The organism is Corynebacterium sp. Marseille-P8863, from assembly GCF_946902955.1.
GTDB classification, from domain to species: Bacteria; Actinomycetota; Actinomycetes; order Mycobacteriales; family Mycobacteriaceae; genus Corynebacterium; species Corynebacterium gottingense.
Window position 1 is genome coordinate 1 of sequence record NZ_CAMPQC010000022.1, and the last position, 19,680, is coordinate 19,680.

Here is a 19,680-nt window from a genome sequence, read left to right on the forward strand (position 1 = left end):
GCGTCTATTTGACGAACTCCCCTTGCGGAGGATGCGAGACGGGGGGCCGGCGTGAATTCGCCCCCCCCTTTCCGCAAAACACCCAAAGCGACGGTAAAACACACGTCATCCTCGCAAACCCCCCACCCCCACCCCCCCCCAAACCCCCGAGCCAGACGAAGCCCCCCCCGAGCCGGCACCCACCCCGGCGGCCCCCCCCCCCCCCCCCCCGCCATAGCAAGGTCGACCGCCCTACCGAGCAGCCGTGGAGTTAGGAACCCGACGGCCCCGCGTCACGTCGAGGAGGGCGCAGTCCTACCCGAATGCGAGAGCGCCCCAGCGGAGCCCGAAGCCGGCGGCGACGAGGCTCAGCACTGCCGTCGCTAAGGCGTAGCGCACCAGCTCGCTCCAATTCCGATCACGGATGAGCTGGCCGAGCTCCTTGGCCAGGGTGGACCAGGTGGAGAGGGCGCCGGCGAAGCCCGTGCCGATGGCCATCGCGACCAAGCCTCCGTGGCCGGAGACGAAGCCGAGGATGGAGCAAGCGACCATATTCGCGGCCCACGTCCCCACGCGCGGAGCGGGGATATGCGCTAGTGCCCACCGGGAAACGCCGCCGGCGAAGGCTCCCGCGATGATGGCAACCGTGGTCCAGATCAGCAAAGCCATGCTCAGGGCCTTGCCTGTGTGCGGTAGGGGTGGGGGGACGTGGCGTCGGCAAGCAACCAAGCTCCGACGCAGACGATGAAACTCACCGCGATGATGCCGAGAGCCCAGATCGCGCTGGACGTGGCTGCGGCGACCGTCATCGCGGAAAAGGTGGTGAAGCCGCCGAGGGCCCCGGTGCCAAGGAAGGGTCCGGGCTTGAAGTAGCCCATGGCGAAGGATCCGGCGGCATTGATGCCCAAGGTGACGAGGATCGCGGAGCCTGGGATGACGGCGACAAGGGCGGCGCGCAAAAGCGCCCCCAGTGCGGCGCCGAGGCCGACGAGGAGCGCTTCATTGAGTGGACCCTGCATGCCGCCAGCCTAGCAGGCGGCTAGCGCCAGTCCATGCGTTGCTGCTGGACGAAGCGGGCGACGTCGTCAGGCGACTTCTTGAGCTTGGGGTCGAACCTGAGGTATTCGCGGGTCTCGCGGGCGACGAGCCCAGAGAGGATGAGTAAGCCGATGAGGTTTGGAATGGCCATGAGTCCGTTGGCGAGGTCGGAGAAGGTCCACGCGAGTTCGAGCTCGGAGGTCGCGCCGACGAACGAGAGCGCGGTGAAGAACATGCGGTATGGCACGCTGATCCACTGGCCAAACAGCGCCACGATGGAGCGCTCGCCGTAGTAGGACCAGCCCAAGATGGTGGAGAACGCGAAGAAGATGAGGGAGATCGAGACGATCGTCCCTCCCCAGTGGCCGGGAAGCCCCTCGGCGAAGCCGGCCGCGGTCATCACCGCTGCCTCGTCGCGCCCCATCTGCCACGTGCCAGAGGTGACGATGACCAGGCCGGTGATGGTGACAACGATGATGGTGTCAATGAACGTCTGGGTCATGGACACCAGCCCCTGGCGCACGGGGTGCTCCGTCTTCGCGGCGGCAGCGGCGATGGCGGCGGAGCCCATGCCCGACTCGTTAGAAAAGATGCCGCGAGCCACGCCGAACTGGATGGCCAGCATGATCCCGGAGCCGACGAACCCGCCAGCGGCGGCGGAGCCGGAGAACGCGCCGGTGAAAATCGCGCTCAGCGCCGCCGGGATCTGGTCGGCCATGGTGATGAGCACGGCGATACCGCCAACCACGTAAATGACGATCATCAGCGGCACGAACGCGGCCGTGATCTTGCCAATGCCCTCGATGCCGCCGAGGACGGCGGCGCCCACGCAGAGGAAGATGAGGATGCCGGAGACGACCGGGTCGACGCCGAACGCGTCCTCCATGCCGGCGGCAATCGAGTTGCCCTGGGCCAGGTTGCCGATGCCAAACGACGCGAAAATGGTAAACAGCATGAATGCCGCGGCGAGCACTTTGCCCAGGCCACCGGGAATCCCGCGGCGCAGATAGGTCTGGGGTCCGCCCTGCTGTTTGCCGTGCTTGTCGGTCGTGCGGAAGCGAACGCCCAGGTAGGCCTCGCTGTACTTGGTGGCCATGCCGACGAGTCCGGTCACCCAGATCCAGAACAGCGACCCCGGACCGCCGATGGACAGCGCGGTGGCAACGCCAACGATGTTGCCCGTGCCCACCGTCGCGGCGAGCGCCGTGGTGAGTGCCTGGTAGTTGGAGATGTCGCCGGCGCCCTCGCTGCTCGTATCAATAAACGCATGGCGCGTGGCGCGCCCGAGCGTGCGGAACTGGATGCCGCCGAGCCGGATGGTGAGGTACAGGCCGGTGCCGAGCAGCAGCGGCATGAGGACGAAGGGCCCCCAGACGACGGTGGACACCGCGCTGAGGACGTCATTCAACGATGAGGTCATAACTCCACGTTTCGGGCAGGAATTGGGGATAGGCTCACGCCGCCTTCGCGCTGCCGTGCGCAATGCGAACGGAACTTTGGACGTTAGAATAACCTGTCGAGTGATAAAAATACGAATCCTGGCAGAAATTGGTTGGAGCATGGAAGATGGGGGTGAGCAGGGGGCGTCGAGAAGCGGCGCGCCTGACGGAGACACAAGGAGCACGCACATGGCACACGAACGCGCTGGTCAACTCGCCCAGCCCGGAGACCTGATCGACATCGCCGCGCTGGTCACGGCTTATTACACGCGCGACATCGACGCGGAGGACCCTGACCAGCAGGTCAGCTTCGGCACCTCCGGGCACCGCGGGTCCGCGCTGGACAACGCGTTCAACGAGCCGCACATCCTGGCCACCACGCAGGCCATCGTGGATTACCGCCGCGCTAACTCCATCGGCGGCCCCGTCTTCATCGGCCGCGACACCCACGCGCTCTCCGAGCCGGCGATGGTCACCGCGCTCGAGGTCCTCATTGCGAACGAGGTGCCAGTGCTTGTCGACGCCGCGGGGCGCTACACCCCCACCCCCGCAGTCTCGCACGCGATTCTGGCGCACAATGCCAAGCTCACCGGTGGCGTGACCGGCACGGACCCGAAGCGCGCGGACGGCATCGTGATTACCCCCTCGCACAACCCGCCGCGCGACGGCGGCTTCAAGTACAACCCGCCCAGCGGCGGCCCTGCTGGTGCGGACGCCACAGACTGGATCGCCGAGCGCGCCAACCAGTACCTCGCCCGCGGCCTGGAGGGTGTGCGCCGAGTCAACGTCACCGGCGTGCTGGATGACCGCGCCGAACGCTTCGACTTCCTGGGCAACTACGTCGACGATCTGCCGAATGTGGTGGACATCGACGCAATCCGCGGCTCCGGACTGAGCATCGGCGCGGACCCGATGGGCGGCGCGTCGGTGGACTACTGGGGCGCGATCGCCGAGCGCCACGGCCTGAACATGCAGGTAGTCAACCCGAACGTGGACGCCACCTGGCGGTTCATGACGCTGGATACCGACGGCAAGATCCGCATGGACTGCTCCAGCCCGAACTCCATGGCGTCGCTCGTGCACAACCGCGATAAGTACGGCATCGCCACCGGCAATGACGCAGACGCGGACCGCCACGGCATTGTCACCCCGGACGCCGGGCTGATGAACCCGAACCACTACTTGGCCGTGGCCATCGAGTACCTGTTCAGCCACCGCGACGGCTGGGCCGATGACACCGCAGTGGGGAAGACGCTCGTGTCTTCCTCCATGATCGACCGCGTTGTGGAGTCGCTTGGCCGCACGCTCGTCGAGGTCCCCGTCGGCTTCAAGTGGTTCGTGCCCGGGCTTATCGACGGGCAGATCGGTTTCGGTGGCGAAGAGTCCGCCGGCGCCTCCTTCCTGCGCAAGGACGGCACCGTCTGGTCCACTGACAAGGACGGCCTGATCATGGACTTGCTCGCTGCAGAGATCACCGCCGTAACCGGCAAGACCCCGTCGCAGCGCTACGCGGAGTTGGCCGAAAACTTCGGGGCACCCGCCTACGCGCGTATCGACGCCCCCGCGAACCGCGAGCAGAAAGCGACCCTCAAGGCGCTCTCGCCGGACCAAGTCAGCGCGACCGAGCTCGCCGGCGAGCCGATCACCGCGAAGCTCACCGAGGCACCGGGCAACGGTGCAGCCATCGGTGGGCTCAAAGTAACCACGGAGAACGCGTGGTTCGCTGCCCGCCCGTCGGGCACCGAGGACAAGTACAAGATCTACGCGGAGTCCTTCAAGGGCGAAGAGCACCTCAAGCAGGTGCAGGAGGCGGCGAAGGCTGTCGTCGCCGACGTGCTGGGGGAGTAGGGGCTACACAGGGGTTGCCGTAGTCGAAGCTGCGCGACTAAGCTGTGGGTGAAACCGGCGATAAGTCCTCCAGGGGAGGACTTCCCACCTTCACAGGCGGGATAGCCGGTTTCAGTGATTTTCAGGCCGGCCCCAGGGGGGTAAATAGCGTGGAGAGCGTTGGTTTAATACAAGGCTCGAACCATGTACATTTCTTGCCCTCGAGATGACGCTGAACTGCCCAAAGACCGTAATCCGCCACCTGGAGACCCCAAGAGGATTGCGCAGTCCATACGCAAAGTGTGATGTTTCTGTTGATCTGGTCGCAGACCTCTGCTACCGCTTCGGACGCAGCTTTCCGTATCTGTTTGGTGCCAAATTCTGCGACGACGACGTAGAGCTCATCGTCTGGCCGGGATACCTGTAGGGCGATTTTCTTAAGATGAAGAAACCACGCCATTTTGTAGAGTCGCAATGGTCCGTCGGCTTTGACGTATGGATATGCGTTCGCTTTGTATAAAAAAGTCGTGTCGAAACGTGGCGCTTGGCTCTTGATAAGTGAAAACATTTCGTTTCGAGTCTTGGCGGAATCGTCGACAGCGTGGAAACCCCTTGCGAGAGATATGCCTTCCTTGGAGCGACTCGCCCTTAGATGAAGGCCTTCGATGAGATCATCTCCGTGACGCGCCGTATCGAAGGTAGCTGTCCCGAAGCCGAAATACGTTGACGCGCCACCGCCTTTCGGGTTTGGGGAGCCTTTGTAGTCAAGGTTTCCAGTTTCGTCTGCGTAGAGGTATATGCGTCGAGGCATTGAAGAAAATTGTGTAATGGTGCAGGGCTACTGTCCAGATGCTGGGCGCGCGAGCTGGGCAACCAAGAACGCCGAGTCCTGGGTGAACGGCTGGAGGTCCCAGCTCTCGTAGCAGTACTGGACCGCGAAGCCGGCTTCCTTGGCGGTGGCGAGGAAGTCGTCGAAGCTCCAGCCGCGGCCCGCGCCGAAGCCGACGAAGAGGCGGCCGCCGGGGCGCAGGGCGCGGAAGATGTTTTCCAGCGCCGGCGCTCGGCCGGCGGGGTCAAGGAAGCCCATCACGTTGCCGGCACACACGGCGACGTCGATGTCGTGGGCGGGGATCTCGTCCTCGGACAGGTCGCCGACCAGCCAAGTTGCGTCGGGGAAGTCCTCCTTCGCGTGGCCGATGAGGATCGGGTCGAGGTCGGTGCCAATCACCTCATGTCCGCGCCGGGCAAGGTAGCCGCCGACGCGGCCGGTGCCGCAGCCTGCGTCGAGGATGCGTGCGTGGCGGGGCACGGTGGCGTCGATAAGCCTGGCCTCGCCGTCGATGTCTTTGCCTTGGGCGACGAATGCTCTCCATCGCTGTGCATAATTTTCGGAGTGGGCGGGATTCGCGGTGGTGATGTCTTTCCAGGTAGGCATGGAGCCGAGTATAGGCGAGTCACAGATCACACCATTAATCGGAGTGGAGGCTTCCCGCGGTATGCAGCGCTGCGCTACGCTGCTGGTTGTGACGACAATAGATGCAACGGACGCGCCCACTGAGCAGGTGGAGGCGAAGCGCAGCACGCGCGCGCTCGTGCTCGACGTGCTTTCGGCGGCGGCCCGATTTTTCATGGCCTACGTGTGGATTAAGGCGGCGATCCCGAAAATCGGCGCCGTGCTGGACGTGACGCAAACCATCGCCGCGTACGAGATTTTTACACGCGACTGGTCCTACCTACTCGCGCACATCATCGGCCCCCTCGAACTCGCGGGCGGGCTCCTCCTGCTCCTGGGGATCAAGCTGCGGCCCGCGGGCTGGGTCTCCATCGGCGTGCTGAGCCTGTTTATTATCGGCATGCTCTCCGCGTGGCAGCGCGGCCTGATCATTGACTGCGGCTGCTTCGACCCCAACACTGAGGGCACCGAGGGGACAAACCTCCTGGCCACCGTGGGGCGCGACGTTATCTACATCGCGATCACGCTGTTCATGATCTATCGCCCGTTCAAGAAATTCGCCATCTACCCCTAGGGCCAGGTCGTGCCGTATAATCCGCGGGGTAGAGCGGCGCTTATCGACGCTACCGAAACCCGCGTGGCAGCGCCGACCGGCCACAACCGCTTCTGATATTGAGGAGAACCTACATTGACCACTCGTAAGGTCCAGAACCCGAACGCGAAGGGTGGCGCCGGCTTCATTTGGGCCATCGTCGCCGTCATTGCGATCGCCGCGATTGTGATTGGCATCATCGTCTTCAACGGTAAGAAGGACCGCAAGGACGCGATTGCCGAGGAGATGATTGACACGACCGGTATCACCTCTACCTGGGAGGAAGGGTCCGACGTGATCCACCTCGCCGCCGAGGGTGCGGAGGGCGCTCCGGAGGCTGACCTGTTCGAAGACTTCTCCTGCTCCCACTGTGCCGAGCTGGAGGAAGCGACGGGCGACCAGGCGCTCGAGGCGCTGAAGGCAGGCGAGATCCAGATTGAGCTGCGCCCAATGGTGGCGTTGGACGGCCGTGGCGACGCGTACTCGCCGGATCACTCCACCCGCACCCTGGCGGCGGAGCTGGCACTGTTCGCGCACAACGACACGAACGCCGCGCTCAACCTGCGCTACTACCTGTTTGGGAACCAGCAGGACGTGTACAAGAAGCTCGAGGCTGAAGACCTGGCCAAGCTGGCCGAGGACTACGGCGCATCCGGGGATGCCGTGCAGGAGATTCGCGACGGCAAGTACATGGACACCGCGAAGGAGGTCTCCGACGCGAACATTAAGCTGCAGGAGGACCGCACCAAGGACGCCCCGGCCGACCAGCAGGGCGCTTGGACCCCGCGCGTGATGGTCGACGGCAAGGACATTGAGGGCGACCGCGACGCTTGGGTGGAGACCCTGAAGAACAGCAAGTAGCCCCCTGCACACCCCGCCCGGCCCCGCCGGGTGGAGTTGTCAGAATTCGCGCCCGCAGGCGATTTGGTTCGCCAGCGGGCGCGCGTGTATATTGAGCAAAGTGCTTCGGGCCGGTCGCTGCCGGTCCATGCAATCCCAAACTGGGGCTATGGCGCAGTTGGTAGCGCACCACACTGGCAGTGTGGGGGTCACGGGTTCGAATCCCGTTAGCTCCACTCCTACAATTACATATTCACCTACGGGGCTATGGCGCAGTTGGTAGCGCACCACACTGGCAGTGTGGGGGTCACGGGTTCGAATCCCGTTAGCTCCACTTTGGCACGCTGCCCGGCTGACTCAGTGAGTTGGCCGGGCAGCTTTTTCGTTGGTGCGGGGTGGAAGGTACCTGGCTCTGGCCGTGGTTGGCGGCGAGGTGCGGCCTGTTTGACGAGGACCGGATGACGAAGATGCGGAGGTTTCGTCGCACCCTCGTCAAGCTGTTCTCGTCAACCTTGAGGTGCCGATTGTATGAGCGCAGCCGACGTAATCCCCACTGCCGGGCTGCCTACTGCGCAGCCTGGCGCATGCCCTCGAAGTAGGCGCTGCCGTCGGCCCCGGTGTAGCAAGCGCTCGAGTCCACCGGCCAGAGGCTGCGCGCCTGCTCGCACGTCCACTCGGAGGCGTAGGGGCCCATGGTGGCCCACTCCATGATCGGCCCGCCCTGCTGCGGCGCGGGCTGGGCAGGAGCCTGTTGAACAGGAGCCTGCTGCGCTGGCGCCTCCTGCTGCGGAGATTCTTGTACCGGCGCGGGTGCCGGCTCTGGTTCGGGCGCCTGCTGCTGGTTGCGCGCTTCCGCTGCGGCTGCCTCGGACGCTGCCGCCGCTGACTGCTCCGCCTCCTCGCGCGCCTGCGCGGAGCGGGACGCCTCTGCGGCTGCAGACTCGGAAGCTGCCGCTGCCGCGCTCGATTCGGATGCCGCTTGCTCCGCGGATTCCTTATCCATTCGGTCGCATGCCGCGTCGAGCTCTTCCTGGTCAATAACGCCGTCGCCGTTCGCGTCGTCGGCATCCACCAGCTTGTGGCTCAAGTCGCGCATGTCGGATTCGCAGCCGGCGTCGCCGTCGCACACGGTGGCGTCGATAGGCGGGTTTGTCCCCGCGATCGTCTCGGAAGAGGAATCGCTGCACCCCACGAGCGCCGCGGCTGATGCAACGAGGAGAAGAGTAATGCTTGCAAGTTTCTTGTGCATAGCTTGGAGTTTATCGAATGCGCCCCCGGCGAGCAGGCCGTTTGCAGGCTACGGTGGGGCCCATGGACACGCTGCAGTTCCACCAGATCGATTCCCCAATTGGCCGCCTGGGCCTCGTCGTGACACCGAAGGGGTTGGCCAAGGTCCTCTTCGAGTGCGACGACATCGACGCCGAGCGCGACCGCGCCGACCGCCCCGCTGAAGTACCGCTGGCCGCCCAACAGCTCACGGAGTACTTCGCGGGCCACCGCACGAGCTTCACGCTCCCGCTGGACTTCCGTTTTGCGTCGGGGTTTCGCACCGAGGTCCTCCGGGAGCTCGCCCGCGTCCCCTTCGGCGCCACCACCACCTACAAGCAGCTCGCCGGGCAGGTGGGAAACCCCAACGCCGTGCGCGCGGTTGGCGGCGCCTGCGCGAACAACCCGCTGCCCATCGTCGTGCCCTGTCACCGGGTGCTGCGCGCGGACGGCGGTCTCGGCGGCTACCGTGGCGGGACCGACGCGAAACGTTACCTGCTGGGCAAGGAGGGCATTGATGTGTAAGGGCTTTACCAAGCACGGCAGCGCGCCGGGGTCCGCCGCCTCCGAGGCGGCGGGGCTTCGCTGGCTGCGCGAGGGATCGCAGGCCGTGGTCGAGGTCCTTTCGCTTCACGACGCCACGAACACTCTCACCATCGAATCCGTCGAACCCGCACGCCCAACTCGAGACGCCGCGCTCCGCGCCGGCCGCGAGTTGGCTGCGATCCACGCCGCGGGTGCCCCGGCGTTCGGCGCCCCGCCGACCGGGTGGGAGGGGCCGAACTTCATCGGGCGCCTTGAGCAGGACTGCGTGCCGGCGGACCGCTGGGCCGAGTTTTACGTCAACCAACGCGTGCTGCCGTTCGCGCGCTCGGCGCATGCCGTGGGCAACCTGGACGCGCACGAGCTCGTCGAGGTTGAGCGTGCCTGCGACGCGCTCCTGGCCGAGGACGAGGACGCCCCGCTCGCGCGCATCCACGGCGACCTGTGGGCGGGCAACCTCCTGTTTAGCCCGGAGGGGCCGAGGTTCATCGACCCGGCCGCCCACGGCGGGCACCCGCTGACGGACATCGCCATGCTGGAGCTCTTCGGTGCTCCGTACTTCGACGCGATCGTGGACGGGTACCTCGGCGCGGGCGGCACGCTTGGGCCAGGCTGGCGCGCCCGCATCCCGGTTCATCAGCTGCACCCGCTCGCGGTCCACGCCACCACCCACGGCCCGAGCTACGCCTCGGCGCTGGTCCGCGCCGCGCGCGACGTCGTCTCCGGGCTGAGCAGCTAGCGCCACCAGTTCTCGGTCGGCCCCGGCGGCAGGTGGCGCTTGTGTTGGCCGACGCGCCAGAGGTGTTCCAGGCGCGCTGCGGTGTCGGCGGGCACTTGCTTGCCTTCCAGGTAATCGTCGATAAGCGAATAGCTCACGCCGAGCGCCTCCTCATCGGGCAGCGCCGGGCGATCCTCCTCCAGGTCCGCGGTGGGCACCTTCTCCCACAGGCGCGGGGTGGCGCCGAGGTGCTGGAGCAGCGCGGCGCCCTGGCGCTTGTTCAGGCCGGCGAGCGGGAGGAGGTCGGCCGCGCCGTCGCCGAACTTGGTGAAGAAGCCGGTGATGTTCTCCGCCGCGTGGTCGGTGCCAATGACCAGGAAGCCGCGCTCGCCAGCGATGGCGTACTGGGCCACCATGCGCAGCCGGGCTTTTACGTTGCCCTTGTTGAAGTCGCCGAGGCCGTCCACCCCAATGGCGGAGGCGACCTGCGCGTTGAGCGCGTCGGTGGCGGGCTTGATGTCCACGGTGACGGTCTCGTCGGGGCGGATGAACTGGAGCGCGAGCTGCGCGTCGTCCTCGTCGGCCTGCACGCCGTGCGGGAGGCGGACCGCGACGAACGTGGCCTCGGCGCCCTCGGCGCGACGCCGCTCCACCGCGAGCTGGGCGAGCCTGCCCGCAAGGGTAGAATCCTGCCCGCCGGAGATGCCCAGCACGAAGCCGTTCGCGCCTGTGGCTGCGAGGTAGTCAACCAGGAAGTCAACGCGGCGCGACACCTCATCCTCTGAATCGATCAAGGGGCGCACACCCAGGGCGTTTATGATGTCCTGCTGCAGGTTTTCGTCGTGTTCAGACATGACATCCATCGTAGCCGTCAGCCATATTGGGGGACATGGTTCACAACACTCGGGCACCACGTTACGTGCGCACCGTCGCCGCCACGGCCGCGCTCGGCGGCCTCCTGTTCGGCTACGACACCGGCGTGATGAGCGGCGCGCTGCTCTTTATCACCACTGAGTTTGGCATGTCTCCGGGGCAGGAGGGGCTGGTGACGTCCATGCTGCTCGTCGGCGCCGCCATTGGCGCCCTCGGCGGCGGCGCGGTTGCAGACGCGCTCGGCCGCCGCCGCACACTCATCGTCGGCGGCGCCCTCTTCGTCCTCGGCTCCGTCTGGTGCGCACTGGCCGGCGGCGTCGGGGCCCTCGCGGCGGCGCGCACCTTTCTCGGGGTCGCGGTCGGCGGTGTCTCAATCGTCACGCCCATGTACATCGCGGAGATGTCGCCGGCGAAGGTCCGCGGCAAGCTCGTCTCACTGAACACGCTCATGATCGTGGTCGGCCAGCTCCTCGCGTACCTGGTCAACTCGGTGCTCGCGCACACCGGCAGCTGGCAGTGGATGCTCGGCCTCGCCGCCGTCCCGGGCGCCGCGCTGGCGGTCGGCATGCTCCTGCTGCCGGAAACCCCGCTGTGGCAGGCGCGTCGCGGGGCACGTCGGCAGGCGGAGGTGACTGCGGCGCGCGTCGGCATGAGCTCGGATGAGCTCGAGGAGCTGTTGCTTGACGACGCCCAGACGCGCCAGGCCGCCAGCGCCGGGGAATGGCGCACCCTCCGCCGAACCCCTTGGCTGCGCTCCACAGTCCTCGTCGCCGCGCTACTCGGTGTGACGCAGCAGGTCACCGGCGTCAACGCGATCGTCTACTTCGCGCCCACCATGATGGAGACCGTCGGTCTCTCCACCGAAAACGCCGTCTACACCTCCATCGTCATTGGACTGGTGTCCGTGGTCGCCTGCTGGGTTGGCTTGCAGGTGGTGGACCGGATCGGCCGCACGCGCCTGCTGCTCCTCGGTCTGGCGGGCAACGTGGTCTTCCTCGTCGCGCTCGCCGTGATGTTCCGTGCCGCGGAGGGGAATGCGGCCCTGGCGTGGGTGGCGCTCGCCTGCATGGCGGGGTTCATCGCCTCGCAACAGGCCGCGGTCTCGCCGACGACGTGGCTGCTCATCTCCGAGCTCGTGCCCCCACAGGTCCGCGGCGTGGGGATGGGCCTGGCCGGGCTCGCGCTATGGGTGATGAATTGGGTGGTCGCCCAGTTCTTCCTCCCGCTTGTCGACGCCACCTCTGCTACCTTCACCTTCTGCCTCTTCGCGGTCTTCGGCGTGGTCGCCTCCGTCTTCGTGGCGCGCCGGGTCCCGGAGACGATGGGGCGCAGTCTTGACGACGTCGCCGCGGAGATGCGCCAGCGTTTTGGTGCTGGGCAGAAGAACGTGTAACCTTAATCGACGTGTCGCGACCCGGCACCGCGCAGCATGCTGGTAGCGTGCTGCGGCTGGGCATGAGGTCGCAGGTCAATGAAACCTCGAGAAGAAAGGAGCGCCCGATGAAGGTCCGCAAGTCGCTTCGGTCGCTGAAGAACAAGCCGGGCGCCCAGGTTGTACGCCGCCGCGGCAAGGTCTACGTGATCAACAAGAAGGAGCCGCGCTTCAAGGCTCGCCAGGGCTAGTTCACCGCCCGCCCAAACACCCCGCCACCAACCGGATTTCCGTCCGGCCGGTGGCGGGGTGTTGGCTTTTGTGAAATTAAATTGCACGGATGTAACCCGTTTGCTGGTGCGGGAGTGGTTATAGCGGACTACATGTGGGTAATTCCTGGGGCCTATCCTGGGAATACCAGCCCTGTAACTACTACATGTAGTATCACTTGCCAGAAATTGCCCCAAGGTATAGTGTTTCTTGGTGTTGCGCTGAGGTAGGAATCAGCGCCGAGGAAACCCCGTCATCTTCCCGTAAACGCGACAGAAAAGAGCTACAGGTTATGTCCATCACCGTGTACACGAAGCCCGCTTGCATGCAGTGCAAGGCAACCACCAAGGCCCTCGACAAGGCTGGCCTGGAGTACTCCCTCGTCGACATCTCGGTGGACGAGGAGGCTCGTGATTACGTCATGGCGCTCGGCTACCTGCAGGCACCCATCGTCGAGGTGGACGGTGAGCACTGGTCCGGCTTCCGCCCGGATCGCATCCGCGGCCTGAAGCCCGCCGCCTAAGCGGCTCCGCGCGAGCCGCACGGCGCGCCCTGGGCGGGGCGCGCACCCCACCACCTGCACAATTCAACACCTGGAGCGAGCATGCTTGTCGTGTACTTTTCCTCGACGACGGAAAATACGAAACGTTTCGTAGAAAAGGTCGGGTTGCCCAGCGCGCGGATCCCGCTGCGCAGGGCGGAGGCACCGCTCGAGGTGGACGAGCCCTTTGTGCTGGTGTGTCCGACGTACGGGGGAGGGGCGTCGATAAGCAATGCTCAATCACGGCCCGTGCCCAAGCAAGTCATCCGCTTCCTCAACAACCCGCGCAACCGGTCGCAGCTGCGCGGTGTGATCGCGGGTGGCAATTCGAACTTCGGCCCAGACTACTGCGTGGCTGGCGACATTATCGCGCGCAAGTGCAACGTCCCCTACCTCTACCGCTTCGAGCTGATGGGGACGTGGGACGACGTGGCGCACGTGCGCGGCTCGCTGATCCACAACGCGGTGGCACTCGGGCTCACGCCGTTGAGCGAAAGGCAACAGGCGGCGCTGCAGCCGCTTCCCGCGGATAATGGGGACCGGCTCGACGCGCTGCGCGCCAAGTACCAGGCGAAATACCTGCGCGATCCGCGCAGCGCCTAGTGCGCGCGCCCTGCGCCCGAGCGCAAGAAACCTCAAACTTGTAACCTAGAGATCCGACAAACGTGAATGAAAGGCTCTGCTGTGTCCACCTACGCTTCTGCTTCGGATAAGCACGGGAAAGTCGTCCCGGAACCGGTGAATACCACCGACCAGTTGGATTATCACGCGCTCAACGCGCTGCTGAACCTCTACGACGAGGACGGCCACATCCAGTTTGATAAGGACCGGGAAGCGGCCAATCAGTTCTTCCTCCAGCACGTGAACCAGAACACCGTGTACTTCCACGACCTGGAAGAGAAAATGAAGTACCTGGTGGACAACAAGTACTACGAGCCGCACGTCGTGGACGCCTACGACTGGGAATTTGTGAAGGAGACGTTCAAGCGCGCCTACGGCTTCAAGTTCCGTTTTAAGTCCTTCCTCGGCGCGTACAAGTACTACACCTCCTACACCCTGAAGACATTCGACGGCCGCCGCTACCTCGAGCGTTTCGAGGACCGCGTGGCGATGACGGCGCTCTTCCTCGCCGACGGCAATGAGGAGCTCGCGTCCGCGCTCGTGGACGAGATCATGACCGGCCGCTTCCAGCCCGCCACCCCGACATTTCTTAACGCCGGCAAGGCGCAGCGCGGCGAGCTCGTCTCCTGCTTCCTCCTGCGCATCGAGGACAACATGGAGTCCATCGGTCGCGCCATCAACTCCTCGCTGCAGCTGTCCAAGCGCGGCGGCGGCGTCGCCCTGCTGCTGAGCAACATCCGCGAGTCCGGCGCGCCGATCAAGCACATTGAGAACCAGTCTTCCGGGGTCATCCCCGTGATGAAGCTGCTGGAGGACTCCTTCTCCTACGCCAACCAGCTCGGTGCGCGCCAGGGCGCGGGCGCGGTGTACCTGAATGCGCACCACCCGGACATCATGAAGTTCCTGGACACCAAGCGCGAGAACGCGGACGAGAAGATCCGCATCAAGACCCTCTCGCTCGGCGTGGTCATCCCGGACATCACCTTCGAGCTGGCCAAGCGCAACGACGACATGTACCTGTTCAGCCCGTACGACGTCGAGCGGGTCTACGGCAAGCCCTTCGCCGACATCTCCGTGACCGAAAAGTACGAGGAGATGGTGGAGGACCCGCGCATCCGCAAGTCCAAGATCAACGCCCGCCAGTTCTTCCAGACGCTGGCGGAGATCCAGTTCGAGTCCGGCTACCCGTACATCATGTTCGAGGACACCGCGAACCGCGCGAACCCGGTGAAGACCGGCCGCATCAACATGTCCAACCTGTGCTCCGAGATCCTCCAGGTCAACTCCGCCTCCGAGCTCAATGAGGACCTGACCTACCAGGAGGTCGGCCACGACATTTCCTGCAACCTGGGCTCGCTGAACATCGCGATGACGATGGATTCGGACAACTTTGCCCGCACCATCGAGACCGCCATCCGCGGGCTGACCGCCGTGGCGGACAAGACGGCCATTAACTCCGTGCCGTCCGTGCGCGAGGGCAACGACGCCTCGCACGCCATCGGCCTTGGCCAGATGAACCTGCACGGCTACCTCGGCCGCGAGCACATCCACTACGGCTCCGAGGAGGCACTCGACTTCACCAACGCCTACTTCGCCGCCGTGATGTTCCAGGCAATCCGTGCGTCCCACAAGATCGCGGTGGAAAAGGGCCAGGCGTTCGCCGACTTTGACAAGTCCGAGTACGCCACCGGCGAATTCTTCGACCGCTACGACACGGCCGACTTCCAGCCCAAGACCGACAAGGTCAAGGCGCTTTTCGACGCTTCCAACATCGCCGCACCAACCGCGGAGGAGTGGCAGCAGCTGAAGCAGGACGTGGCGCGCGACGGCATCTACAACCGCTACCTGCAGGCGGTGCCGCCGACCGGCTCCATCTCCTACATTAACAACTCCACCTCGTCGATCCACCCGATCGCCTCCAAGATTGAGATCCGCAAGGAAGGCAAGATCGGCCGCGTCTACTACCCGGCGCCGCACATGGACAACGAGAACCTGGAGTTCTTCGAGGACGCGTACGAGATTGGCTACAAGGCCATCGTGGACACCTACTCAGTGGCGACCCGCTACGTGGACCAGGGCCTGTCGCTGACCATGTTCTTCAAGGACACGGTCACCACCCGCGACCTGAACCGCGCGCAGATCTACGCATGGACCAAGGGCATCAAGTCCCTGTACTACATCCGCCTGCGCCAGATGGCGCTGGAAGGCACCGAGGTCGAGGGCTGCGTGTCCTGCATGCTGTAGCCGGAAGCCTGGGTCTCAACCCGGAAAAGGGCCTGCACACCGAGAACGGAGTGCAGGCCCTTTTCGCTGTACTTCCCTGCGAGACCGTCTAGATCGCCAGGAAGGTCTTGATCCCGGTGAGCAGGTCGCGGGAGGCGGCTTCGGAGGCGGAGGCGTCGCCGTCGTTAATTGCCTTTGCCAGGTCGACATGGATGCGCATCGCGGGCACTGAGGGATCGTCCGGCATGATGCCGTAGCGCGTGCGGCCTTCGAGCACGTGCATGATGGGTTCCGCGAGGGTGGAAAACATCTCGTTGCCCGACGCGTGCAGGATCAGCGTGTGGAACTCCTTGTCCGCGTCGAGGAACTCCTGCGTGTTGCCGGCGCCCGCCTCGGAAAGTTTGACCAGCAGCTCCGCGAGCTCGAGCAGGCGCGCCGACTGCGCGGGCGTTGCGTGGCTGGCGGCCAGCAGCGCGGCGACCGGCTCGACGGCGGTGCGCAGCTCGTTGAGCGACGTAATCTGCGCGGGGCGCTGCTCGGCGCACGAGAGGCGCCACTTGATCACGGACTGATCGAACACCGCCCAGTGCTCGGGCGGCAGTACCTTAATGCCTACGCGGCGTGATGAGGAGACGAGCCCCATCTGTTCGAGCGCGCGCATGACCTCGCGGGCAACGGTGCGAGAGATGCCGAACCTGGAGGATAAATCCTGCAATGTAAAGGTGTATCCGGGTTCGAGGGCGCCGGAAATGATTTGCTCGCCGAGGGTGTCAAGGATCGACGTAAGCAGGGGCTCCGCCGAAGGTTCCTGGGGTGCGGCCATGGAATTCAACCTCATATGGTGGGAAAACGAGAAATAGAACTACCATTATCCTAGTCCTCAACGGGGGTAAACAAAATCGCGTGACGCGCGGTGCGGGGGAAGAAGACATTTGGTTAGGATGTGAGCCATGAGCGAGGAATATCAGGCATACCTGGATAGCCACCCGAACCCGATTAAGGCGATCAACTGGAATGAGATTCCGGATGATAAGGACCAGGAGGTGTGGGACCGCCTCACCGGTAATTTCTGGCTGCCGGAAAAGATTCCGGTGTCCAACGACATCCCGAGCTGGAACACGCTCAATGACGCGGAGCAGCTCGCCACTATGCGCGTGTTTGCGAACCTGACCCTGCTGGACACCATCCAGGGCACGGTCGGCGCGGTGTCGCTGATCCCGGATTCGCGCACGCTGCACGAGGAGGCCGTGTATACCAACATCGCCTTCATGGAGTCCGTGCACGCGAAGTCGTACAGCAATATCTATATGACGCTGGCGTCCACGCCGCAGATTAACGACGCATTCCGTTGGACCGAGGAAAACGCCCAGGTGCAGCGCAAGGCGAAGATTGTCAAATCCTACTACCGCGGCGACGACCCGCTGAAGAAGAAGATCGCCTCCGTGATGCTGGAGTCCTTCCTCTTCTACTCCGGGTTCTACCTGCCGCTGAACTGGTCGGTGCACTCCAAGCTGACCAACACCGCCGACATCATCCGCCTCATTATCCGTGATGAGGCCGTGCACGGCTACTACATCGGCTACAAGTACCAGGTCGCGCTGCGCGAGGAGTCCCCGGAGCGCCAGGAGGAGCTGAAGGAGTACACCTTCGATCTGCTCTACGACCTCTACGAGAACGAGCAGCAGTACACCGAGGACATCTACGACCCGCTCGGCTGGACCGAGGACGTCAAGCGCTTCCTGCGCTACAACGCCAACAAGGCGCTGAACAACCTCGGCTACGAGGGGCTCTTCCCGGCGGATGAGACCAAGGTGTCGCCGGCGATCCTCGCGTCGCTGTCGCCGAACGCGGATGAGAACCATGACTTCTTCTCCGGCTCCGGCTCGTCCTACGTCATCGGCAAGGCGGAGGACACCGCCGATGAGGATTGGGACTTTTAGGGGCACGCTTATCGACGACCACGTGAGCGTCGATAAGCCTCAACCTTTCGTTTGATATACAACGGGGGAACTTAACGCGGGGTTGACCACGAATGGGGTCAACCGGCAATCTGTCGAGGTGTTTGGGCGTGTCGCGCCCACCTCGGCGGGGGAGTGGGCGCGCACGCGGGGCAATCCCGGCGGATCGCGCGTGGTGCTTTCGGACCGACGCGCACGATGTGACGCAAGGGCCTATTGTTTAACCTGTAGCTGGCCTGGGAGGGCTGGCAATTTCATGAGCCGATCACATATGATGATTCGGTATCTAACAAGGCCTCGCCGCCATTGCGGTGGCGAGCCGAAGTCAGGAGGATCGAATGACCGCTGTGGCGCCAAGGCTGGACAATCATGTCCCGCCGACACGTCCGGAGCCGACGGGACACGCTCGCCGTGGCTCCAAAATCTACAAGCAGCTGACCACGACCGACCACAAAGAACTGGGCATCATGTACATCATCATGTCCTTCGTCTGGTTCTTCCTCGGCGGTTTCATGGCGCTGCTTATCCGTGCTGAGCTGTTCCACCCGGGCATGCAGTTCCTGTCCAACGAGCAGTTCAACCAGCTGTTCACCATGCACGGCACGGTGATGTTGCTGGCCTTTGGTACCCCAATCGTCTGGGGCTTTGCTAACTACATCCTGCCGCTGCAGATCGGCGCACCGGACGTGGCCTTCCCGCGCCTGAACGCCTTCGGTTTCTGGATTACCACCGTCGGCGTTGTCGCCATGCTCTCTGGCTTCATCACGCCGGGTGGCGCGGCCGACTTCGGCTGGACCATGTACATGCCGCTGGCTGACGCAGTCCACACCCCGTCCGTCTCCGCCAACCTCTGGATCGTCGGCGTGGGCGCAACCGGTGTTGGTACCGTCGCCTCCGCGATCAACATGCTCACCACCGTGCTGACCATGCGCGCACCGGGCATGACCATGTTCCGCCTGCCGGTCTTCACCTGGACCGTGTTCGTCACCTCCATCATCGTTCTGATGATCTTCCCGCTGCTGCTCGCCGCGGCACTGGGCGTGCTGTACGACCGCCTGCTCGGCGGCCACATCTACGACACCGCTAATGGCGGCTCCATCCTGTGGCAGCACCTGTTCTGGTTCTTCGGCCACCCCGAGGTGTACGTTCTGGCGCTGCCGTTCTTCGGCATCATCTCCGAGATCGTCCCGGTCTTCTCCCGTAAGCCGATCTTCGGTTACATCGGTCTCGTCTTCGCAACGCTGGCCATCGCGGGCCTGTCCATGGCCGTGTGGGCGCACCACATGTTCGCCACCGGCGCGATCCTGCTGCCGTTCTTCTCCTTCATGACCTTCCTCATCGCCGTGCCGACCGGCGTGAAGTTCTTCAACTGGGTCGGCACCATGTGGAACGGCCACATCACCTTCGAGTCCCCGATGATGTGGGCGATGGGCTTCCTGTTCACCTTCCTCTTCGGTGGCCTGACCGGCATCATGCTGGCGTCCCCGCCGCTGGACTTCCACCTGCACGACTCCTACTTCGTGGTCGCGCACTTCCACTACACCCTGTTCGGTACCGTGGTGTTCTCCGCAATCGCCGGCGTCCACTTCTGGTTCCCGAAGATGACGGGTCGCATGCTGGACGAGCGCCTGGCAAAGCTGTCCTTCTGGCTGGTCTTCATCGGCTTCAACATGACCTTCCTGGTCCAGCACTGGCTGGGCAACATGGGCATGCCGCGCCGCTACGCCGACTACCTGGACACCGACGGCTTCACTTTCCTGAACCAGGTCTCCACCGTCGGCGCCCTGATCCTGGGCATCGGTATGCTGCCGTTCATCTGGAACGTGTTCAAGTCCTGGCGCTACGGCGAGGTCGTCACGGTGGACGACCCGTGGGGCTACGGCAACTCCCTCGAGTGGGCAACCTCTTGCCCGCCGCCGCGCCACAACTTCACCGCGCTGCCGCGCATCCGCTCCGAGCGCCCGGCGTTCGAGCTGCACTACCCGCACATGGTGGAGACCCTGCGCCGCGAGGCGCACGCCGGCCACCACGCAGACGGCCCGGCAACCTGGAAGGGCGAGTCCGCAACCACCGGTTCTACCGCTGTGACCAAGTAATTCGCTTGGCGCGAACCCCCTGACAGTAATT

Annotated in this window: 20 protein-coding genes and 2 tRNA genes; 14 read left to right on the forward strand and 8 right to left on the reverse strand. The window is 64.5% G+C overall.

Annotation, left to right across the window (positions count from 1 at the left end; genetic code table 11):
* Window positions 1-294: 294 nt before the first annotated feature.
* From OVO38_RS11435 to OVO38_RS11445, 3 genes are read right to left on the reverse strand one after another with little or no spacing between them, the layout of a single operon-like run.
* Window positions 295-648: a FluC/FEX family fluoride channel gene (locus tag OVO38_RS11435; protein ID WP_267208557.1), complete on the reverse strand. Its 354-nt coding sequence runs from the start codon at window positions 646-648 to the stop codon at window positions 295-297.
* 2 nt (window positions 649-650) lie between these two features.
* The gene (locus OVO38_RS11440; RefSeq protein WP_267208558.1) at window positions 651-998 is read right to left on the reverse strand and encodes a CrcB family protein; all 348 of its coding nucleotides are present in this window, start codon (window positions 996-998) and stop codon (window positions 651-653) included.
* A 20-nt stretch (window positions 999-1,018) separates the two neighbouring features.
* On the reverse strand, window positions 1,019-2,437 hold the full coding sequence (locus tag OVO38_RS11445; RefSeq protein WP_267208559.1) for an alanine/glycine:cation symporter family protein: 1,419 nt from the start codon (window positions 2,435-2,437) through the stop codon (window positions 1,019-1,021).
* Window positions 2,438-2,645: 208 nt separating this feature from the next.
* On the opposite strand from OVO38_RS11445, the gene pgm reads away from it, so the two are divergent.
* On the forward strand, window positions 2,646-4,304 hold the full coding sequence (gene pgm, locus OVO38_RS11450; RefSeq protein WP_267208560.1) for a phosphoglucomutase (alpha-D-glucose-1,6-bisphosphate-dependent): 1,659 nt from the start codon (window positions 2,646-2,648) through the stop codon (window positions 4,302-4,304).
* A 121-nt stretch (window positions 4,305-4,425) separates the two neighbouring features.
* Here pgm and OVO38_RS11455 read toward each other — a convergent pair whose 3' ends face one another.
* Together OVO38_RS11455 and OVO38_RS11460 are read right to left on the reverse strand one after the other, a co-directional pair.
* Window positions 4,426-5,094 carry a DUF3800 domain-containing protein gene (locus tag OVO38_RS11455; RefSeq protein WP_267208561.1) on the reverse strand — a complete coding sequence of 223 codons (669 nt, stop codon included), beginning with the start codon at window positions 5,092-5,094 and terminating at the stop codon, window positions 4,426-4,428.
* Window positions 5,095-5,121: 27 nt separating this feature from the next.
* Complete coding sequence (locus tag OVO38_RS11460) at window positions 5,122-5,718, reverse strand: class I SAM-dependent methyltransferase (RefSeq protein WP_267208562.1); 597 nt, start codon at window positions 5,716-5,718, stop codon at window positions 5,122-5,124.
* 88 nt (window positions 5,719-5,806) lie between these two features.
* Here OVO38_RS11460 and OVO38_RS11465 point away from each other — a divergent pair, with 88 nt between their 5' ends.
* The 4 genes from OVO38_RS11465 to OVO38_RS11480 all read left to right on the forward strand — a co-directional run bounded on the left by OVO38_RS11465 (window position 5,807) and on the right by OVO38_RS11480 (window position 7,502).
* Window positions 5,807-6,310, forward strand: a complete 504-nt coding sequence (locus tag OVO38_RS11465) for a MauE/DoxX family redox-associated membrane protein (protein ID WP_267208563.1) — start codon at window positions 5,807-5,809, stop codon at window positions 6,308-6,310.
* 114 nt (window positions 6,311-6,424) lie between these two features.
* The gene (locus tag OVO38_RS11470) at window positions 6,425-7,189 is read left to right on the forward strand and encodes a DsbA family protein (RefSeq protein ID WP_267208564.1); all 765 of its coding nucleotides are present in this window, start codon (window positions 6,425-6,427) and stop codon (window positions 7,187-7,189) included.
* A gap of 142 nt (window positions 7,190-7,331) precedes the next feature.
* Window positions 7,332-7,404 (forward strand) — tRNA-Ala (locus OVO38_RS11475).
* Window positions 7,405-7,429: 25 nt separating this feature from the next.
* Window positions 7,430-7,502: transfer RNA gene (locus OVO38_RS11480), tRNA-Ala, on the forward strand.
* Window positions 7,503-7,733: 231 nt separating this feature from the next.
* Here OVO38_RS11480 and OVO38_RS11485 read toward each other — a convergent pair.
* Window positions 7,734-8,417, reverse strand: a complete 684-nt coding sequence (locus tag OVO38_RS11485) for a hypothetical protein (protein WP_267208565.1) — start codon at window positions 8,415-8,417, stop codon at window positions 7,734-7,736.
* Window positions 8,418-8,479: 62 nt separating this feature from the next.
* On the opposite strand from OVO38_RS11485, the gene OVO38_RS11490 reads away from it, so the two are divergent.
* Both OVO38_RS11490 and OVO38_RS11495 read left to right on the forward strand, forming a co-directional pair.
* Window positions 8,480-8,959 (forward strand): methylated-DNA--[protein]-cysteine S-methyltransferase, encoded by a 480-nt coding sequence (locus OVO38_RS11490; protein ID WP_095547463.1) that lies wholly within the window; start codon window positions 8,480-8,482, stop codon window positions 8,957-8,959.
* Window positions 8,952-9,716, forward strand: a complete 765-nt coding sequence (locus OVO38_RS11495; protein WP_267208566.1) for a fructosamine kinase family protein — start codon at window positions 8,952-8,954, stop codon at window positions 9,714-9,716. Before OVO38_RS11490 ends, OVO38_RS11495 begins: the two co-directional genes overlap by 8 nt.
* Here OVO38_RS11495 and nadE read toward each other — a convergent pair.
* The gene (gene nadE, locus OVO38_RS11500) at window positions 9,713-10,558 is read right to left on the reverse strand and encodes an ammonia-dependent NAD(+) synthetase (protein WP_323746836.1); all 846 of its coding nucleotides are present in this window, start codon (window positions 10,556-10,558) and stop codon (window positions 9,713-9,715) included. The two genes, OVO38_RS11495 and nadE, sit on opposite strands and share 4 nt — an antisense overlap.
* A 26-nt stretch (window positions 10,559-10,584) precedes the next feature.
* Between nadE and OVO38_RS11505 the strand changes: the two genes are divergently transcribed.
* From OVO38_RS11505 to nrdE, 5 genes are all read left to right on the forward strand, one after another.
* On the forward strand, window positions 10,585-11,961 hold the full coding sequence (locus OVO38_RS11505; protein WP_122086310.1) for a sugar porter family MFS transporter: 1,377 nt from the start codon (window positions 10,585-10,587) through the stop codon (window positions 11,959-11,961).
* A 107-nt stretch (window positions 11,962-12,068) separates the two neighbouring features.
* Window positions 12,069-12,191 (forward strand): type B 50S ribosomal protein L36, encoded by a 123-nt coding sequence (gene ykgO, locus OVO38_RS11510; protein ID WP_005511141.1) that lies wholly within the window; start codon window positions 12,069-12,071, stop codon window positions 12,189-12,191.
* Window positions 12,192-12,502: 311 nt separating this feature from the next.
* Entirely contained in the window at window positions 12,503-12,733 is a 231-nt protein-coding gene (gene nrdH, locus OVO38_RS11515) for a glutaredoxin-like protein NrdH (RefSeq protein WP_095275361.1), read from the forward strand.
* A gap of 81 nt (window positions 12,734-12,814) precedes the next feature.
* Window positions 12,815-13,354, forward strand: coding sequence for a class Ib ribonucleoside-diphosphate reductase assembly flavoprotein NrdI (gene nrdI, locus OVO38_RS11520; protein ID WP_095547459.1), 540 nt, complete (start codon window positions 12,815-12,817; stop codon window positions 13,352-13,354).
* A gap of 81 nt (window positions 13,355-13,435) precedes the next feature.
* Window positions 13,436-15,616, forward strand: coding sequence for a class 1b ribonucleoside-diphosphate reductase subunit alpha (nrdE, locus tag OVO38_RS11525; RefSeq protein WP_416358594.1), 2,181 nt, complete (start codon window positions 13,436-13,438; stop codon window positions 15,614-15,616).
* 88 nt (window positions 15,617-15,704) lie between these two features.
* Here nrdE and OVO38_RS11530 read toward each other — a convergent pair whose 3' ends face one another.
* Window positions 15,705-16,418: a FadR/GntR family transcriptional regulator gene (locus OVO38_RS11530; RefSeq protein WP_095275363.1), complete on the reverse strand. Its 714-nt coding sequence runs from the start codon at window positions 16,416-16,418 to the stop codon at window positions 15,705-15,707.
* Between the two features lie 127 nt (window positions 16,419-16,545).
* Here OVO38_RS11530 and nrdF point away from each other — a divergent pair, with 127 nt between their 5' ends.
* Window positions 16,546-17,535, forward strand: coding sequence for a class 1b ribonucleoside-diphosphate reductase subunit beta (nrdF, locus tag OVO38_RS11535; protein ID WP_095275364.1), 990 nt, complete (start codon window positions 16,546-16,548; stop codon window positions 17,533-17,535).
* Window positions 17,536-17,891: 356 nt separating this feature from the next.
* Window positions 17,892-19,649, forward strand: a complete 1,758-nt coding sequence (ctaD, locus tag OVO38_RS11540) for a cytochrome c oxidase subunit I (protein ID WP_095275365.1) — start codon at window positions 17,892-17,894, stop codon at window positions 19,647-19,649.
* Window positions 19,650-19,680: the final 31 nt, after the last annotated feature.

Coding starts and splice junctions, on each gene's coding strand:
- OVO38_RS11435 (WP_267208557.1), bottom strand. CDS start 648: ATGGCTTTGCTGATCTGGACCACGGTTGCCATCATCGCGGGAGCCTTC.
- OVO38_RS11440 (WP_267208558.1), bottom strand. CDS start 998: ATGCAGGGTCCACTCAATGAAGCGCTCCTCGTCGGCCTCGGCGCCGCA.
- OVO38_RS11445 (WP_267208559.1), bottom strand. CDS start 2,437: ATGACCTCATCGTTGAATGACGTCCTCAGCGCGGTGTCCACCGTCGTC.
- pgm (WP_267208560.1), top strand. CDS start 2,646: ATGGCACACGAACGCGCTGGTCAACTCGCCCAGCCCGGAGACCTGATC.
- OVO38_RS11455 (WP_267208561.1), bottom strand. CDS start 5,094: ATGCCTCGACGCATATACCTCTACGCAGACGAAACTGGAAACCTTGAC.
- OVO38_RS11460 (WP_267208562.1), bottom strand. CDS start 5,718: ATGCCTACCTGGAAAGACATCACCACCGCGAATCCCGCCCACTCCGAA.
- OVO38_RS11485 (WP_267208565.1), bottom strand. CDS start 8,417: ATGCACAAGAAACTTGCAAGCATTACTCTTCTCCTCGTTGCATCAGCC.
- OVO38_RS11490 (WP_095547463.1), top strand. CDS start 8,480: ATGGACACGCTGCAGTTCCACCAGATCGATTCCCCAATTGGCCGCCTG.
- OVO38_RS11495 (WP_267208566.1), top strand. CDS start 8,952: ATGTGTAAGGGCTTTACCAAGCACGGCAGCGCGCCGGGGTCCGCCGCC.
- nadE (WP_323746836.1), bottom strand. CDS start 10,558: ATGGATGTCATGTCTGAACACGACGAAAACCTGCAGCAGGACATCATA.
- OVO38_RS11505 (WP_122086310.1), top strand. CDS start 10,585: ATGGTTCACAACACTCGGGCACCACGTTACGTGCGCACCGTCGCCGCC.
- ykgO (WP_005511141.1), top strand. CDS start 12,069: ATGAAGGTCCGCAAGTCGCTTCGGTCGCTGAAGAACAAGCCGGGCGCC.
- nrdH (WP_095275361.1), top strand. CDS start 12,503: ATGTCCATCACCGTGTACACGAAGCCCGCTTGCATGCAGTGCAAGGCA.
- nrdI (WP_095547459.1), top strand. CDS start 12,815: ATGCTTGTCGTGTACTTTTCCTCGACGACGGAAAATACGAAACGTTTC.
- OVO38_RS11530 (WP_095275363.1), bottom strand. CDS start 16,418: ATGGCCGCACCCCAGGAACCTTCGGCGGAGCCCCTGCTTACGTCGATC.
- nrdF (WP_095275364.1), top strand. CDS start 16,546: ATGAGCGAGGAATATCAGGCATACCTGGATAGCCACCCGAACCCGATT.
- ctaD (WP_095275365.1), top strand. CDS start 17,892: ATGACCGCTGTGGCGCCAAGGCTGGACAATCATGTCCCGCCGACACGT.